Raw genomic sequence first — 16,464 nt, forward strand, 5'->3', positions numbered from 1 at the left:
TCCACACCCCTGTTGGCTTATTGTGTCTTTGTCGGTACTGCTCAGCGCTGCGCGCCGGCGACGCCTGCCCGGATGCACGCGACGCGCGCGGACGATCCGCCGCGCACCTCCGGCTGCGGCACCTCGCGCGCGCATGCATCGATCGCATCCGGGCAGCGCGTGCGGAACACGCAGCCCGATGGCGGATCGAGCGGAGAAGGCATCTCGCTCGCGAGCAACAGCGGCCGCCGCGCGCGTTCGCGCGCGGGCTCCGGCGTCGGCGCGGCGGCGAGCAGCGCGCGCGTGTACGGGTGCTGCGGCGCGCCGTACACGTCGCGACGCGCGCCGAACTCCATCACGCGGCCGAGATACATCACGAGCACGCGCTGGCTGATCGCCTTGACGACCGCGAGATCATGCGCGACGAACAGATAGGAGAGCGACAGTTCACGCTGCAGATCGCGCAGCAGATTGACGATCTGCGCCTGGATCGACACATCGAGCGCGGACACGGGCTCGTCGCAGATCACGAGATGCGGCTCGCCGATCAACGCGCGCGCGATGCCGACGCGCTGGCACTGGCCGCCGGAAAATTCATGCGGATAACGAAGCAGATGATGCGCGTTCAGGCCGACGCGCTCGAGCATCGTCAACACGCGGCGGCGCACCTCGTCGCGGCCGATGCCTGGCCGATGCGTGACGATGGGCTCGGCGACGACCTGCTCGATCGTCATCCGCGGATCGAGCGACGCGAGCGGGTCCTGAAAGATCATCTGCATCTCGCGGCGGATCTTGCGCGCGTCGCGGCGCGCGCCCGTCACGATCGGCTCGCCGCGCCACTGCACGGTGCCCGCCGTCACCGGCGCGAGGCCGATCAGCGCGCGCGCGAGCGTCGACTTGCCGCAACCCGATTCGCCGACGAGCCCGACGGTCTCGCCCCGCTTCACGTCGAACGACACGCCGTCGACCGCGCGCAGCGTGCCCTTCGGCGACCACGGATAGCCGCCGAGCGGCACGCGGAAATGCACTTTGAGATCGCGCACCGACAGCAGCGCATCGGCATCCGGCGGCGCGCCGTCTCGTTGCGCATCGGCATTGGGCGCGCCGATGCCGGCGGCGCCCACGCCGCCCGACGCATCCGGCGAATCCGGCGAATCCGGCGCGAACGAGGACGTAGAGGAAATGAGATCAATCGCGGCGCTCATCGCAGCCCTCCCATGATTTCCGCGATGGGTCGATGACACGCGCGCACGGCGCCCGCGTCCGAATAGGCGGCCAGCTCGGGGCGCTCGGCGCCGCAGCGATCCGACGCGTGCGAGCAGCGCTTCGCGAACGCGCAGCCGCGCATTCCCTGGCCGGGCAGCGGCGGATTGCCGGGAATCGCGACGAGCGGCGCGCCGTCGGGCGCATCGAGGCGCGGCAGCGCGTTCAGCAGCCCGATCGTGTACGGATGCGACGGCGCGGAGAAGATCGCGTCGGCGCTCGCGTACTCGACCGTGCGGCCCGCGTACATCACCATCACGTCGTCGGCGAGCCCCGCGACGACGCCCATGTCGTGCGTGATCAGCACGATCGACGTGCCGCGCTCGCGGTTCAGCTCGCGCAGCAGCTCGATGATCTGCGCCTGCACGGTGACGTCGAGCGCGGTCGTCGGCTCGTCGGCGATCAGGATTTCGGGCTCGAGCAACAGCGCCATCGCGATCATCACGCGCTGGCGCATGCCGCCCGAGAATTCGTGCGGATACATCCGGATTCGGCGCGCCGCGTCAGGAATCCTGACCGATTCGAGCGCCTCGACCGCGCGTCGGATCGCATCCCGGCGCGACATCTTCCGATGAAGCTGCAGGCTTTCCGTCATCTGCCGCTCGATCGTCAGGAACGGATTGAGCGACGTCATCGGGTCCTGAAAGATCATGCCGATCCGGTTGCCGCGCACTTCGTTCAACTGCCGCGCGCTCATCCGCAGCAGGTTCTCGCCGTCGAACAGCGCCTCGCCCGATGTCGAGCCGTTGCCCGCGAGCAGGCCGAGCAGCGCCATCACCGTCTGGCTCTTGCCGGAGCCCGATTCGCCGACGATGCCGAGCGTCTTGCCCGCTTCGAGCGAGAACGACACGCCCGACACCGCGTCGACCGGCTCGCCTTCCCTGCGCGTGAAGCGCACGCCGAGATTCTTGACTTCGAGTAGCGCCATATCTCAGCGGTCCTTCGGGTCGAGTGCGTCGCGCAGACCGTCGCCGACGAAGTTCACGCAATAGAGCGTCACGCACAGCATCACGGCGGGCGCGAGCAGCAGCCACGGCATCGCTTCGAGCTTCTGCGCGCCGTCCTGGATCAGCACGCCCCAGCTCGTCATCGGCTCCTGCACGCCGAGCCCGAGAAACGACAGCACCGATTCGGTCAGCACGATCGCCGGCACGCTGACGGTGGCATAAACCACCACCACGCCGAGCAGGTTCGGCACGATGTGGCGCCGGACGATCGCGGCCGGCGTGACGCCGATCGCACGCGCCGCGTCGACGAACTCGCGCGTGCGCAGCGACAGCGTCTGGCCGCGCACGACGCGCGCCATGTCGAGCCACGAGAACGCACTGATCGTCAGCACGACGAGGATGAACGAGCGGCCGAACAGCGTCATCATCAGGATCGCGATCAGCAGATACGGAATCGCGTACATCATGTCGACGACCCGCATCATCGTCGCGTCGACGCGGCCGCCCGCGAAGCCCGCGATCGCCCCCCACGCTACGCCGAAGAGCCCCGACACGAACGTGCCGAGCAGGCCGACTTCGAGCGACACGCGCCCGCCGATCAGCGTGCGCACGAGCAGATCGCGGCCGAGCTCGTCGGTGCCGAACCAGTGCATGTTCGCGACGGTCGGCGCGAGGCTGATCGACGACCAGTCGCTCGCGGCCGGATCGTTAGGAGAAAGAAGCGGCCCGACGAAGCACGCGAGCGCGATCAGGACGAGCACCGCGAGGCTCGCGAGCGCCGCGCGGTTGCGCACGAAGCGCCGTGCGGCGAGCTCGAGCGGCGTGCGCGAGCGCGGCGGCGTATCGGCCGGCTGCGGCACCTCGATCGAAGAGGAAACAGGCGTCATCGCGTCGCCCTCTCAATAGCGGATGCGCGGATCGAGCCACGCGTACGCGAGGTCGACCAGCAGGTTGAACAGCACCGCGCAGACGGTGGTCAGCACGACGAGGCCGAGCACGAGCGTGTAGTCGCGATTGATCGCGCCGTTGACGACGAGCTGGCCCAGGCCCGGCAGCGCGAACACCGATTCCGTCACGACGGCCGCGGTGATCGACGAGATGCAGACCGTGCCGAACAGCGACACGACGGGCATCAGCGCGGGCTTCAGCGCGTGGCGCAGCACGATCGTATGGCCGGGCAGGCCCTTCGCGCGCGCGGTGCGGATGTAGTTGCTCGACAGCGTCTCGATCATCGAGCCGCGCATCACGCGCGCGAGCAGCGACACGTTGATCAGCGTGAGCAGCGTGACGGGCAGCACGCGATAGCGCCAGCCGCCGTCGCTCCAGCCGCCGGCAGGCAGCCAGCCCACGCCCTCGGAGGTCTTCAGCAGGATCGCGAAGATCAGCACGAGCACGGGGCCGAGCACGAACGGCGGTATCACGTTGCCGAAGTTGCCGATCAGCATCACGAAGCGATCGACGAAGCTGTCGCGCCGCACCGCGGCGATCGTGCCGAGCAGCACGCCGAGCACGATCGACAGCGGAATCGACACGCCGCCGACGCCGAGGCTCACGGGAAACGCCTTGCGCACCAGATCGTTGACGGACCAGTCCGTATAGCGGAACGACGGGCCGAGATCGCCGTGCAGCAGGGAGCCAAGATACAGCAGGTACTGCTTCCACAGCGGCTCGTCGAGATGGTATTTCGCGTTCAGGTTCGCGAGCGTCGCGGCGGAAAGCTGCTTCTCGCTGTCGAACGGCCCGCCGGGCGTGAAGTGCAGCAGCAGGTAGCAGACGGTGACGACCGCGAGGATCGTCGGCACCGCCCACAACGTGCGCCGCAATGCATAGGCCAGCATGGTCGGCTCCGCTCAGTGCTTGGTCAGGTACATGTCCTGCGAGGCGCGCATGTCGATGTAGTTCGTCAGCGTGTAGCCGCCGACGTAAGACTTCACGAGACGGTCCGCCGAATACTGGAACAGCGACAGCATCGGATAGTCGCTCATCGCGAGATCGTGCGCCTGCGTGAGCAGCGCCGTGCGCGCGCCTTCGTCGAGCTTCTGGTTCGCGTCGGCCACGAGCGAATCGACCTTCGAATTGCAATAGCCGACCGTGTTCTGCGGGCTGCCGCAGCGGATCAGATCGAAGAACGTCATCGCATCGTTGTAGTCGGCGAACCAGCCGTCGCGCGCGACCTGCACCTTGCCGTCATGACGCTGCTTCATCAGCACCTTGAACTCGACGTTCTCGAGCTTCGCCGTCACGCCGAGCTTCGTGCGCCATTCGGACGCCGCGAAAAGCGCGACCTTCTTGTGCAGGTCGTTCGTGTTGTAGGTCAGCGTGAACACGAGCGGATTCGCCTCGCCGTAGCCCGCCTGCTTCAGCAGATGCTTCGCGTAGTCGACGCGCTTGGCCATCGGCCACGACGCCCAGTCCGGCGTGAACGGCTTCTGCACGCCCTTCACGCCCTTCGGCATCAGTCCGTACATCGGCACTTCGCCCGCCTGCGTGATCTTCGACGTGAGGATGTCGCGATCGAGCACCATCGCGAGCGCCTCGCGCACGCGCTTGTCCTTCAGCGCCGGATCGCTGTTCTTCAAGTAGTAGTAGTACGTCGCGAGCTGCAGCCCCGGGCGCAGCTCCTTGCCGAACTGCTTGTTGACCTGGCCGAAGGCGCCCGCGGGAATCGAATACGTGTAGTCGATCTGGCCCGCCTGGTACATGCGCAGCGCGGTTTCGTCGTTCTCGATCGGCAGATACGTGACCTTGCGGATCACGACGTTGCGCGCGTTCCAGTACTTGTCGCTCTTCGCCATCAGGATGCGGTTGTTCGGCTGCCAGTCGACGAGCGTGTACGCGCCGTTGCTCACGATGTTCTTCGGGCGCGTCCACGCATCGCCGAACTTCGCGACCGCGTCCTTGTTGACGGGCGCGAGCGGCGCCATAGCGGTGAGCTCGGGGAAGTACGACACCGGCACCTCGGTTTGCACTTCGATCGTGTACGGATCGGCCGCGCGAATGCCGAGGCTGCTCGGCGGCTGCTTGCCCGCGATGATCGCCGATGCGTTCTTCACGAACTCGACGAGGATCGTGTACTTCGAGCCCGTCTTCGGATCGACGAGACGCTGCCACGAATACACGAAATCCGCGGCCGTCACCGGCTGTCCGTTGCTCCACTTCGCGTCGCGGCGCAGCTTGAAAATCCACGTATCCGGCGCCTTGTGCTCCCACGATTGCGCGACGCCCGGCACCACGCTTCCGTCCGCCGCGATACGCGCGAGCCCTTCGAACAGATCGAGGCCGATCGTGTTGCCCGTCCACGATTCGATGTGCGCGGGATCGAGCGACTCGACCTCCGCGGGCATCTGTCGCGTCATGTCCTGCTGATCGGCGAGGACGACGTTCGAGGGAACGGAGACGGCCGAGGCGGATTGCGACGTCGTCAGGGCGAGCGCGGCCAGCACGGCCGCGAAGGCATGCGTGTGTTTCATCGTGTGCGATTGGTAGTGATAGCGGGAATGCAGCGCGCGACACGAGGCCGTGCGCGGCGCGGCGCGAAGAACGCTTATGGGCGCGCGAAAACGGGAGGCCCCTGGTTCCTGAATTTCATATTAGTCATCCTTACGTTCCTTTCGACAGGCACCCCGTCGAAAGAACGAAGGAATGCCCCGTCTTAGAACAGCCTCGGCGTCCCGACCCAGACCACCACCGACTCGATCTTCGCGGTGTTGACCCAGCTGTGCGGGACCGTCGACTGGTAATGCGCACTGTCACCTGCATACAGAACGAACGACTTGCCTTCCAGCGTCAACGAAACTTCACCCTCGATCACATACAGGAATTCCTCGCCTGCATGCGTCGTTACCTCGGAGCGCTTCTGCCCGGGCGGCATCCGCACGAGAATCGCCTCGAGCTGGCGCCCTTCCGGCACGTTCGTCAGCCGCGCGAACAGGTTCGCCGAATCGGCGAAGCTGAAGAAGCGCAACTGATCGCCGCGGCAAACCGAACGCTCCTCGCTCGGCGTCTCGACGAAGTACTGCACCGTGACGCCCAGCGCGTGCGCGATGCCGGCCAGCGACGTGATGGACGGCGATGCGAGCCCGCGTTCGACCTGCGACAAAAACGGCTTGGAAATACCCGCGGCGGTCGCTGTTTCGTCGAGCGTGCGCTTCAACCTCTGCCGCAGCGCCCGAATCTTGCTCCCGAGCGCGATGCCGGCATTGGCAGGCCGCGTGTTTTCAGTGGAAGGAACCATAGCAGGCCGAAATCTTATCGTCAAAAAATGTTTGATGGAAAATAACGAAGTTTGATAGATATGACTTACTCTTCGTCGTCTCGCGCAGCGCTGTCGCCCCGAAGCGGACGCAGCAAGCCGTGGCGCCGAAATCGAGACAGCACGCTATCTTGCCAGACTCGCCGCCTTCACAGGCAAGCTGCAAGCGGGTTTGCGGGTGTTGCGGCGGAGCTCGACCAACGGCTTTCAACCCGCCCACGACCATGAGCAGCAAAGAAGACAGCCCTCTTTTTCGGGGATTACCCTGAGTGACGAAGATCCGACACGCCGCGAAAATCGCGGCCGCCCGGCGGACTGCGACGATCTCGCGGTCCGCATGTTTTTCAACGGTGAAGTCGCGCGGACCATCCGCCGCGCGCCGCGCCTCGTCTTGCGCCCCGATCGGTGCGCTTGCCCGCTTATCGACATGACGACCCTTTCCACTTTGCCGCGCGCCGCGCGCGCGCGCCTGAGCACCTCGCCCCCTTCACCGCGCAACCCTCCGGCCGGCACCGATCCGCCGGGACCGGTTCGCGGCCGCACAGCGGCCGGCGTCTCGCCCGCCATCCGCCGCGCCGCCGCGCGCGGCGTTTCGTCTGTTCAATCCAGAGGTGCACAATGAATACTCGCGTCTCCCAGACCCGCTCGTTCACGACGGTCTTCCTGATCGAAATGTGGGAGCGTTTCGGCTACTACGGGATGGCGGCCCTGCTCGTCCTGTTCATGGTCGACAAGCTCGGCTTCACCGACGGCCGGGCGAACCTGACCTGGGGCGCGTTCACCGCGCTCGTCTACGCGTCGCCGTCGATCGGCGGCTGGATCGGCGACAAGGTGCTCGGCGCGCGCCGCTCGATGATCATCGGCGCCGTCGTGCTGTGCGTGGGCTACCTGATGCTTGCGATTCCGAACGATCATCTGGCGTTCATGTACGCGTCGCTCGGCGTGATCGTCGTCGGCAACGGGCTCTTCAAGTCGAACGCCGCGAATCTCGTGCGCCGCATCTATGAGGGCGACGACGCGCGCATCGACAGCGCGTTCACGATCTACTACATGGCCGTCAACATCGGCTCCACCGCGTCGATGCTCGCGACGCCGTGGATCAAGGATCACTGGGGCTGGCACACGGCGTTCGCCGTCTGCTGCGCGGGGATGGTGCTCGGCATCCTCAACTTCGTGCTGATGCACCGCACGCTCGCGCGCATCGGCTCGCAGCCCGACGCGCAGCCCGTTCACTGGCGGCGCCTCGCCGCGGTCGCGGCGGGCGGCATCGCGCTCGGCCTCGTCACGATGTACGTGCTCGGCCACAAGCAGCTCGCGGTCGCGAGCGTGTGGGCCGCCGCGTTCGCGATCCTCGCGATCTTCGCGTACATGATCGCGAAATCGAACCGTTCCGAGCGCTCGGGCCTCATCGCCGCGCTGCTGCTGATCGCGCAGGTGATCCTGTTCTTCATCTTCTACGTGCAGATGCAGACGTCGCTCACGCTGTTCGCGCTGCGCAACGTCGATCCGCGCTTCATGCTGTTCGGCACGACGCTCTTCACGTGGAGCCCCGCGCAGTTCCAGGCGCTCAATCCGATCTGGATCATGCTGCTGAGCCCCGTGCTCGTCGCGATCTACAACGGGCTCGGCAAGCGCGGCCGCGATCTGCCCGTCGCCGGCAAGTACGCGCTCGGCTTCGCCGTCGTCGCGATCGGCTATCTCGCGTTCGCGATCAGCGGGCGCTTCGCGGTCGACGGCCGCGTGTCGTCGTGGTTCATGGTCGCGGGCTACGGCTTCTACTCGCTCGGCGAGTTGCTCGTGAGCGGCCTCGGCCTCGCGATGATCGCGCGCTACGTGCCGGCCCGGATGGGCGGCTTCATGATGGGCGCTTACTTCGTCGCGACGGGCGTATCTCAATATCTCGGCAGCGTCGTCGCGAATTTCGCGCAGATGCCGTCGAACGATCTGCCGGCGACCGCGTCGCTGCCGCTCTACATCGAGCTGTTCACGGGCCTCGGCTGGCTCGCCGCGGGCGGCACGGCGATCGGCCTGCTGATGCTGCCGCTGATGAACAAGCTGTCGCGCGAGCATCACCGCTGCGAGACGGAGCGCCGCGAAGCGCAGGCGGTTGCCGCGCACTAGTGAAATCCCTCGACATGTGACTTGCGCGCCACATTCTCCCTACGGTTCGCCCGCAAGCGTCCTACACTGAAACCAACTCGCCGGCACGGGCGACATCGGCAGGGAGAGAACGATGAAAAACAAGACTACGAGGCTTTGGCGGATGCTGTCGGACATCCGCCGCGCACAGCGCTGCACGGCGCTGCGCGCGGCGGCGGCCGCCGCCGACGTGGACGCGCTCCTGACCGAGCGCGACGACGATCCTCCCGACGCGGACGACGCGACTCAGGACGACGCGTCGAGCGCGAAGCGCGCGAGGACCGATCTGCGCCATTGACACCGCCGCGCCGCGCGCGCCGCCTGCGCGCGGCTTTTTCGTCCCGTCAGCTCGGCAACAGCATCAACGTGTCGCCGACGCCTCTCTCGCCCGTTGCGTCGGACGGATGTCCGACCGTTTTGCCGCCGATCACCATGTTGCTCGAGCCGCCCCCGTCGAGATTGACGGCCGACGTCGCGCCGAGCCACGCCATCACCGCCGCCGTCTCCGGAATGCTCGTGCCGACGCTCAGCGCCGGCTGCCGGCCGTCGATCTCGACGAGCAGGATCGTGCCGTCGGCCGCGACGCCCGCCGCCGTGCGCCCGTTGCGCGCGACGTACCAGCCGTTGTACCAGCTGCCGTTCGCGGCGCCGCCTTCGCCCGCGTCGACGCCGCCCACCGTCGGCGCAAAACCCTCCTGCGCGGCGCTTTGCGCGAGATTCGGCACCGACAGCGTCGGCCCCGCCTCGACGAGCGACGTGCCCGACGCGAGCGCGAGATCCGCGCCGTTCGCCGACAGCCGCTGCGATGCGGCGAGGCGCGTGCCCGGCGCCGCGTGCGCCTGCAGCCACGCGGCGCTCGCGCCGAGCCCCTGCAGCACGTAGCCGTTCGGCGGCGGCGCCGCGCCGAGCGTCGCGTGACCCGCGACGACGACGCCGTTCGCATCGACCACGAGTTCATATCGCGCGCCCTGATAGCCGGCGTCGACGAGCGTGTTCGATGCGCCGCCGCGCAGGTACAGCGCGTCGTACATCACGAGATCGTCGTAATTCGTGCAGACCGTGTCCTGCGCGGGCTCGCTCGTCGGCACTTTCGCCTGCACGCCGCAGTTGGCGACCGTGCCGAGGATCGGCCGATTCAGCGTCTGCACCGCGATCGCGCCGCCCTGCGCGTCGGTCAGCGTGATCGCCGTCGCGAGATTGCGCGCGATCGTCGCGCGCTGGCGGCCGTTCGCGTCGCGCGTGAGCAGCAGGCCGGGACGCTTGCCGATCGCCGCGGCGACGAGACGCCCGTCGACCACCGTCGCGCCGACGGGCGAGCGCGGCGGCAGCGGCGCGCCGAACGGATTGACGTTCGTGAAGAAGCCGCCGTTGACGCCGGCGAGCGCGTCGACGCGCGCCCGCGCGGCCGACACCGTCTCGCCGCCCGCGCCGAGATCGTTGCCGCCCGGCAGCGCAATCGACAGCTTCGCGCCGGCCTGCGACGGATCGATCGCGAGCACGTTGACGATCCACGGCCCCGTCGTCGGATTGCCGGCGAGCGACGTATGCCGCGTGCCGGGCTTGTAGCGGTTCTGCGTCGCCTGCGCGATCTGCGTGGCCGCGGCCGTTGCATCGGCCTGCGCCGCGTAGCGGCCGACCGACAGCCAGTAGCCGAGCACCTTGCCCTGCAGGTCGGTGCCCGCCGACGCGTCGACGCGCGTCGCGAAGCCGGCGGCGGCCAGGTTCGCCGCATCGGCCTGGGTTGCGGCCTGCGTCGCGTAGAAACCGATGTTGACGGTCCAGAAATCGGCCGCGCTCGGCGCGCCGCGCTTGATCTGGTAATAGGCGACGCCCGTCGCGACCGTTTGCGACGACACGTTCTGCGCAAGCCCTTGCGGACCGAGCGGCATTTCACTCGCGGGCATCGCCCAGCGCTGCGCGGCGGGCGTCAGATCGTCGCCGCCGCAGCTCGCGAGCGCCAGCGCGAGGGCGGGAAGCAGGCGCGCGGCAAGGATGCCAATTGAATTCGTAGTCCGCAAGATTCTTCCTCGGTCGATTTCGTCCGTTGCTGCCCATTGCGACGCAACGGCGGGGACCGAGTATACGAACCGCCCATGACGGCGCGGTTAAACGCAAGGCGACGCACGCGAGCGGGCGGGCGCGGACGCGTTGGTCAAATGGATCGATCGCGCTGGAGCGGCGAAGCCGGCGCGCGCAATTCGAGCCGAACGCACGACAGGCGCAATGCACGCAATGCGCGCTCGCGCCGCGCGACGTAACGCCTCGCGCCGCCCGGCCGACCGCGCTCGCCTTTTCGGGCAAGCCGCGCCGATCGATTTCGTCGACGATGTCCGCCATGCAATCGTGCGGCGATGCGTGCGCGACGCTGCCGTCGTCGTTCGCGACGATGCCGATGCAGCGGCCGCGTTACGGACTCCGTATCGAGCGGCGGTTTGCGGTTTGCGGTTTGCGGTTTGCGGTTTGCGGTTTGCGGTTTGCGGTTTGCGGTTTGCGGTTTGCGGTTTGCGGTTGGCGGTTGGCGGTTGGCGGTTCGCGGTTCGCGGTTCGCGGTTCGCGGTTCGCGGTTCGCGGTTCGCGGTTCGCAAACACTTGGCGCAAACGGCGCGGATACGTTCACGGCAAGCGGCAACGTATCGAGCATGCTTGCCGCGACGAGCCGGTGCGGTGCATCGACCGCGCGCGGCACAAGGCGCACATATCGGCGAGCATCGCGGCGATCAGGCGGCTGTCGGCAAGACTGATCGACACGTTGGAGCGTCGAGCGCGGCTAAGGCGTTCGAGCGTCAGCGGCTCGTGCGCGTCCGGACGACGGCGGCTCGACACGCAGACGAGTCGGCCCGGAAACGGCAACTGCGGCGAAATCGAATCCGGATGCGCGTCGCCCGCTTGCTTCACGCAATGACGCTTCTGCGCAAGCGCTGGAACAGGAGATCCGAGCTCGCGACGGTCAGCATCAGCGTGAGCGCGCACGCATCGGCGGCGAGGCCGACGCCGAATTGCAGCATCCGCGCGTTGCCTTGCATGCCGTGCAGCAGCGAATCGAACGTCAGCGAGATCGCCGCGCCGACGACGAAGCACAGCATCCCGCGCTGCCCGACCGCGACGACGGGCCACGCCGCCCGCGCGATCCGCGCGATCCAGCCGTGGCGGACGAGCTCGGCCATCAGCCACGCGAACGCGACGAAGTTCATCACGCGCGGCCACGCGAGATGGCGCTTGAGCTCACCCTCCGGCAGCGGCAGCCCGGCAAACAGCTTGTAGTACGCGCACGCGAGCACGACCGCCAGCGCGACCGCGGTGATCGCCGCGCCGCCCGGCCGCGCCGCAACGTCGCGATGCAGCGGCCAGCAGCGCACGATCACGCCGACCACGAACATCAGTTGCCACGCGAACGGGTTGAAGCTCCAGCGGAACGAATCGGTGTCGAGAAGGTCGGCCGCGAGCCACGGCGCGCAGCTCCACATCAGCACGCTGCCGAACAGCAGCCACCACGGCTTCGCGCGCGCGAGCGGCACGACCGCGGGCGTCGCGAGCGCGAACAGCACGTACATCGGCAGCACCGAAGCGAGATACGGCTGGCGCTTGAAGGTCAGCAGCTCGACGAGCCCCGTGAGCGGCGATGCGAGCAGCACGCTGATGTCGTCGAGCGCCATGTTCGGCGCGTCGATGCCGTAGTGATCGAGCGCGGCCGATACCACGAGCATCAGCGTCGACGTCGCGAGAAACGCGCGGTAGATCTGCGCGGCGCGGCGCACGAAACGGCGCCGCGCCGCGCCCGCGCCGTGGCGCGCACAGACCGCGAGATACGCGCTCGCGGTCGCGAAGCCGCCGAGGAACACGAACACCTCGGCCGCGTCGCACAACGCGAACGCGTGCAGCGTCACGCGCGACAGCACGCTCGCGCCGATGTGGTCGACGACGATCGTCAGCAGCACGAGGCCGCGAAAGAAATCGACCTCGATCGAGCGTCCGGCGGCCGCTTGGGCAGACATGACGGGAACGCTCATCGCACGGCCGGACCGATGCGCGCGGCGCGCGCCGGGCGATCTGCGGAAAGCGGGAAAGTCGGGCTTGCGAGCCGTTCTGCCGCGGCGCAATGCAAATGCCGGCTGAAAATCCGGCGATGCGCCGACGTGACGGAGCAACGCCCCTGCGACGTGAAAACATGACCGTTCATGGGCGGGCCCGTGGGCGAAAGAATTCGTCTAAAAATTTTAATCGCCGCTCAGGGTATGCCCTAAGTAACAAAATGCAACGAAATCTTTAGCCGGATTACAAGACGGATCGCGCATCGCGAATGCCGCCGGGCATGCGGCGTGCTCGGCGCAACGGGATTGATTCGCGTGCGTGTCATGCGGTCGGCGCGCGGTGGGCGTCGGCAAGCGCGTCGCCGCGCAGCAGCGAATCGCGCGGCGGACGCATCGTGTAATCGGCTGCAATGCGCCGGCTCGCATCACGGCCGTCGATTGGCGAATCCGTCAGCCGGGATCTCCGTGACGCAGCGCGTCACCGGTCGCCGGTCGTGGTTCGACGTTGATCGGTCATCGAATTGCGGAATTGCCGATTTGCCGATTTGCCGATTTGCGGAATTGCGGAATTGCGGAATTGCTAATTCAGCCGTTCAGCCGTTCAGCCGTTCAGCCGTTCAGCCGTTCGGCGGTTCGGCGGTTCGGCGGTTCGGCGGTTCGGCGGTTCGGCGGTTCGGCGGTTCGGCGGTTCGGCGGTTCAGCGGTTCAGCGGTTCAGCGGGTCGACGGGTCCGCAGGTCGATAGGTCAGCGCGCCGGCAGGTCGGCATGGGCAATCCGCTCCCATCGCCCAGCCAGCCAACGCCCGCCATTCGAGCCACGCGCCGCGCCATCGAACACGCAATCGCCATGCGCACCGAACGCGCGCGCCTACCTCCGTGCGAGCAAGAATCCGTGCCACGCGGTCAGCGCGACCGCCGCCCAGATCGGCACGTACGTCGCGAGCTGCTCCCAGCTCAGCGCCTCGCCGAGCACGAACACGGCAACCGCGACGAGCAGCACCGGCTCGACGTAGCCGAGAATCCCGAAGAGCGCCATCGGCAGCATGCGGCTCGCTTTCAGATAGCTGGCGAGCGCGAACGTGCTGATCGCGCCGAGGCCCGGCAGCAGCATCGCCCACAGGAGCGGCCGATCCGCGACGCGCGTGCCGCCCATCGCGAGCGTCGCGGCCGCGACCGGCAGCAGCGCGAGCATTTCGACCGAGAACAGCGCGAGCGAATCCGCATTCACGCGGCGTCGGAGCACGAAGTACGGCGGATAGCCGAGCGCGACGACGAGCGTCGGCCACGCGAACGCGCGCGTCGCCCAGATCTCGTGCGCGACGCCCGTGGCCGCGCACGCGAGCGCGAGCCATTGCAGCCCGCTCAGACGTTCGTGGTAGTAAAAGCGCCCGACGAGCACCATCGTCAGCGGCAGCAGGAAATAGCCGAGCGACACCTCGAGCATCCGGCCATGCAGCGGCGCCCACAGGAACAGCCATAGCTGCAGGCCGAGCAGCGCGGCGCTCGCCGCGAGCGACAGCGCGAGCCGCCGGTTCGCGAACGCGCGCGCGAGCAGCTCGCGCAACGCGGGCCAGCGGCCGCGCAGCGCGACGACCGCGATCGCGCCGGGCGCGGTCCAGACGATCCGCCACGCGAAGATGTCGAGCCCCGTGAGCGGCGCGAGCAGCTTCGCATACGCGGACAGCAGCGCGAACAGCGCCGACGCCGCCACCGACAGCGCGATCCCGCGCCCCGCCTGCGGATAATCGGCCGCGGCGCTCAATGCTGCTGGAAGCGCTCGAAGCGCTTGTCCGTCCGGCGCTCCTCGAACGTCACCTCGGTCACGCGCGCGGCGGGCGGCCCGTGCCGCAGCCACGCGAGCATCCGGTCGATCTGCGGCGCCGGGCCCTGCAGCATCGCCTCGACCGAGCCGTCGTCGAGATTCGCGACCCAGCCGCGCAGCTTGAGCGCATGCGCCTCGCGCACGGTCGCGTGCCGAAAGCCCACGCCCTGCACCACGCCGCGCACCCGCACGTAATAGGTTTCGATCCGCTCGTCCAGACGCTCGTCCAGATCGTCGCCGCTCATCGCATCCCCCGTGTCATCCAGTCGATCCAAGCCCGGCATTGTAGTCGCGCGCCGCGAACGATGCTCGACGAAACCGCGCGCCGCCCGCGCGAGGCGACCACGTACAATCTCGCACGACGCACAACACGCCGCGCTGCACGAGCGCGCGGCCATGAGGACTATGACTGACACACAACGCGATCTCGTTCTGGTGACCGGCGCCTCCGGTTTTGTCGGCTCCGCCGTCGCGCGCGCCGCGCGGCAGCAAGGCTATCGGGTGCGCGTGCTCGTGCGGCCGACGAGCCCGCGCACGAACGTCGCGGATCTCGACGCCGAGATCGCGACGGGCGACATGCGCGACGAAGCGTCGATGCGCGCCGCCCTGCGCGGCGTGCGCTACCTGCTGCACGTCGCGGCCGACTACCGGCTGTGGGCGCCCGATCCGCTCGAGATCGAGCGTGCGAATCTCGAAGGCGCGGTCGCGACGATGCGCGCGGCGCTCGCCGAGGGCGTCGAGCGGATCGTCTACACGAGCAGCGTCGCGACGCTGAAGGTGACGCCGTCGGGCGCATCGGCCGACGAGTCGTCGCCGCTCACGGCCGAGCAGGCGATCGGCGTCTACAAGCGCAGCAAGGTGCTCGCGGAGCGCGCGGTCGAGCGGATGATCGCCGAGGACAAGCTGCCCGCCGTGATCGTCAATCCGTCGACGCCGATCGGCCCGCGCGACGTGAAACCGACGCCGACCGGCCGGATCATCGTCGAAGCCGCGCTCGGCAAGATTCCCGCGTTCGTCGACACGGGCCTGAACCTGGTGCACGTCGACGACGTCGCGCACGGCCACCTGCTCGCGCTCGAGCGCGGGCGGACCGGCGAGCGCTACATCCTCGGCGGCGAGAACCTGCCGTTGCAGACGATGCTCGCCGACATCGCGCAACTGACGGGCCGCAAGGCGCCGACGCTCGCGCTGCCGCGCTGGCCGCTGTATCCGATCGCGCTCGGCGCGGAAGCGGTCGCGAAGATCACGAAGCGCGAGCCGTTCGTGACGGTCGACGGGCTCAGGATGTCGAAGAACAAGATGTATTTCACGTCGGCGAAGGCGGAGCGCGAGCTCGGCTATCGCGCTCGGCCATACCGCGAGGGCATTCGCGACGCGCTCGACTGGTTCCGGCAGGCGGGTTATTTGCGCTGAGCGGCGTTTCGGGGTTTCGGGGTTTCGGGGTTTCGGGGTTTCGGGGTTTCGGGGTTTCGGGGTTTCGGGGTTTCGGGGTTTCGGGGTTTCGGCAGCAATTCTGCGCGTGCCGTTCACGGTCCGCGCAACGTTCCGATTTTTCGCCGACTCATCGTGGACCGCGACGGGTTATCGACGCATTCGCCCCTCTTCCCGGAAAACGGGACGCCCGCATCCGCGTGCCGGATCGAAAATCGGCGATCGCGACGCATCGCGCGGCGCTCGGCTCGCCACGAGCGGCCCGCGGCTGCGATGCGCATTCGCGCCGTCGCTCTTCTTGTCGCCATCAGGCAAGATCCCCATCGATCTTGAAGCGATCGATGCGAACGCGTCGAGCATGTGATCGCCCGACGCTTTCGATCGAGAAAGACCCTCGAGCAGGCTGCCGCAGCAGCAAAGCGTGCGGCAACCACGGGGCAAAGGACATCTCGCCGCCCAACCAGCGTTCGCGCCGCGATCTCGCCGCGGATCTCACCGTATCGCGGCCGATACGACGACGAACCTGCCTAACGGGCCGCCGGCGGGGCCGCCGGCGCGCGTCGACCGCCCTTTCCGATCGCCGCTGACACGAAACGCCCCCAT

14 protein-coding genes are annotated in these 16,464 nt (G+C 67.9%); 4 read left to right on the forward strand and 10 right to left on the reverse strand.

The features are described from left to right. Positions 1–41: 41 nt before the first annotated feature. From WS78_RS29510 to WS78_RS29535, 6 genes are all read right to left on the reverse strand, one after another. Complete coding sequence (locus WS78_RS29510) at positions 42–1,184, reverse strand: ABC transporter ATP-binding protein (protein WP_059575584.1); 1,143 nt, start codon at positions 1,182–1,184, stop codon at positions 42–44. Continuing rightward, a complete protein-coding gene (locus tag WS78_RS29515; protein ID WP_059575586.1) occupies positions 1,181–2,170 on the reverse strand; it encodes an ABC transporter ATP-binding protein in 990 nt (329 codons plus the stop codon). The genes WS78_RS29510 and WS78_RS29515 overlap by 4 nt, the downstream gene beginning before the upstream one ends. A 3-nt stretch (positions 2,171–2,173) precedes the next feature. Continuing rightward, positions 2,174–3,076, reverse strand: a complete 903-nt coding sequence (locus WS78_RS29520) for an ABC transporter permease (protein ID WP_038755217.1) — start codon at positions 3,074–3,076, stop codon at positions 2,174–2,176. A gap of 12 nt (positions 3,077–3,088) precedes the next feature. Then, entirely contained in the window at positions 3,089–4,027 is a 939-nt protein-coding gene (locus WS78_RS29525; protein ID WP_038755215.1) for an ABC transporter permease subunit, read from the reverse strand. Between the two features lie 12 nt (positions 4,028–4,039). Then, entirely contained in the window at positions 4,040–5,659 is a 1,620-nt protein-coding gene (locus tag WS78_RS29530; protein ID WP_059575588.1) for a peptide ABC transporter substrate-binding protein, read from the reverse strand. A 182-nt stretch (positions 5,660–5,841) separates the two neighbouring features. Continuing rightward, positions 5,842–6,423: a cupin domain-containing protein gene (locus WS78_RS29535; RefSeq protein WP_038755211.1), complete on the reverse strand. Its 582-nt coding sequence runs from the start codon at positions 6,421–6,423 to the stop codon at positions 5,842–5,844. Positions 6,424–7,059: 636 nt separating this feature from the next. Here WS78_RS29535 and WS78_RS29550 point away from each other — a divergent pair. Further along, positions 7,060–8,562 carry a peptide MFS transporter gene (locus tag WS78_RS29550; protein WP_059575590.1) on the forward strand — a complete coding sequence of 501 codons (1,503 nt, stop codon included), beginning with the start codon at positions 7,060–7,062 and terminating at the stop codon, positions 8,560–8,562. 112 nt (positions 8,563–8,674) lie between these two features. Beyond that, positions 8,675–8,878 carry a hypothetical protein gene (locus WS78_RS29555; protein WP_059575592.1) on the forward strand — a complete coding sequence of 68 codons (204 nt, stop codon included), beginning with the start codon at positions 8,675–8,677 and terminating at the stop codon, positions 8,876–8,878. Positions 8,879–8,924: 46 nt separating this feature from the next. Here the strand turns inward: WS78_RS29555 and WS78_RS29560 are convergent, their stop codons facing one another. After that, positions 8,925–10,598, reverse strand: coding sequence for a phosphodiester glycosidase family protein (locus WS78_RS29560; RefSeq protein WP_059575594.1), 1,674 nt, complete (start codon positions 10,596–10,598; stop codon positions 8,925–8,927). 26 nt (positions 10,599–10,624) lie between these two features. Between WS78_RS29560 and WS78_RS36550 the strand changes: the two genes are divergently transcribed. Then, positions 10,625–11,482 carry a hypothetical protein gene (locus WS78_RS36550; RefSeq protein WP_157131164.1) on the forward strand — a complete coding sequence of 286 codons (858 nt, stop codon included), beginning with the start codon at positions 10,625–10,627 and terminating at the stop codon, positions 11,480–11,482. Here the strand turns inward: WS78_RS36550 and WS78_RS29575 are convergent. The 3 genes from WS78_RS29575 to WS78_RS29590 form a co-directional block, all read right to left on the reverse strand. Then, positions 11,472–12,572 (reverse strand): OpgC domain-containing protein, encoded by a 1,101-nt coding sequence (locus WS78_RS29575; protein WP_394335888.1) that lies wholly within the window; start codon positions 12,570–12,572, stop codon positions 11,472–11,474. The two genes, WS78_RS36550 and WS78_RS29575, sit on opposite strands and share 11 nt — an antisense overlap. Positions 12,573–13,476: 904 nt before the next feature. Beyond that, entirely contained in the window at positions 13,477–14,370 is an 894-nt protein-coding gene (rarD, locus tag WS78_RS29585; RefSeq protein ID WP_059575599.1) for an EamA family transporter RarD, read from the reverse strand. Further along, positions 14,367–14,675 carry an acylphosphatase gene (locus WS78_RS29590; protein ID WP_038755204.1) on the reverse strand — a complete coding sequence of 103 codons (309 nt, stop codon included), beginning with the start codon at positions 14,673–14,675 and terminating at the stop codon, positions 14,367–14,369. Before WS78_RS29590 ends, rarD begins: the two co-directional genes overlap by 4 nt. A gap of 160 nt (positions 14,676–14,835) precedes the next feature. Between WS78_RS29590 and hpnA the strand changes: the two genes are divergently transcribed. Further along, positions 14,836–15,843: a hopanoid-associated sugar epimerase gene (gene hpnA, locus WS78_RS29595; protein ID WP_038755202.1), complete on the forward strand. Its 1,008-nt coding sequence runs from the start codon at positions 14,836–14,838 to the stop codon at positions 15,841–15,843. Positions 15,844–16,464: the final 621 nt, after the last annotated feature.

The organism is Burkholderia savannae, assembly GCF_001524445.2.
GTDB classification, from domain to species: Bacteria; Pseudomonadota; Gammaproteobacteria; order Burkholderiales; family Burkholderiaceae; genus Burkholderia; species Burkholderia savannae.

Bases quoted from the DNA above. Each gene is read 5' to 3' on its own strand.
- WS78_RS29510 (WP_059575584.1), bottom strand. From the start codon at position 1,184: ATGAGCGCCGCGATTGATCTCATTTCCTCTACGTCCTCGTTCGCGCCG.
- WS78_RS29515 (WP_059575586.1), bottom strand. From the start codon at position 2,170: ATGGCGCTACTCGAAGTCAAGAATCTCGGCGTGCGCTTCACGCGCAGG.
- WS78_RS29520 (WP_038755217.1), bottom strand. From the start codon at position 3,076: ATGACGCCTGTTTCCTCTTCGATCGAGGTGCCGCAGCCGGCCGATACG.
- WS78_RS29525 (WP_038755215.1), bottom strand. From the start codon at position 4,027: ATGCTGGCCTATGCATTGCGGCGCACGTTGTGGGCGGTGCCGACGATC.
- WS78_RS29530 (WP_059575588.1), bottom strand. From the start codon at position 5,659: ATGAAACACACGCATGCCTTCGCGGCCGTGCTGGCCGCGCTCGCCCTG.
- WS78_RS29535 (WP_038755211.1), bottom strand. From the start codon at position 6,423: ATGGTTCCTTCCACTGAAAACACGCGGCCTGCCAATGCCGGCATCGCG.
- WS78_RS29550 (WP_059575590.1), top strand. From the start codon at position 7,060: ATGAATACTCGCGTCTCCCAGACCCGCTCGTTCACGACGGTCTTCCTG.
- WS78_RS29555 (WP_059575592.1), top strand. From the start codon at position 8,675: ATGAAAAACAAGACTACGAGGCTTTGGCGGATGCTGTCGGACATCCGC.
- WS78_RS29575 (WP_394335888.1), bottom strand. From the start codon at position 12,572: ATGTCTGCCCAAGCGGCCGCCGGACGCTCGATCGAGGTCGATTTCTTT.
- WS78_RS29590 (WP_038755204.1), bottom strand. From the start codon at position 14,675: ATGAGCGGCGACGATCTGGACGAGCGTCTGGACGAGCGGATCGAAACC.
- hpnA (WP_038755202.1), top strand. From the start codon at position 14,836: ATGACTGACACACAACGCGATCTCGTTCTGGTGACCGGCGCCTCCGGT.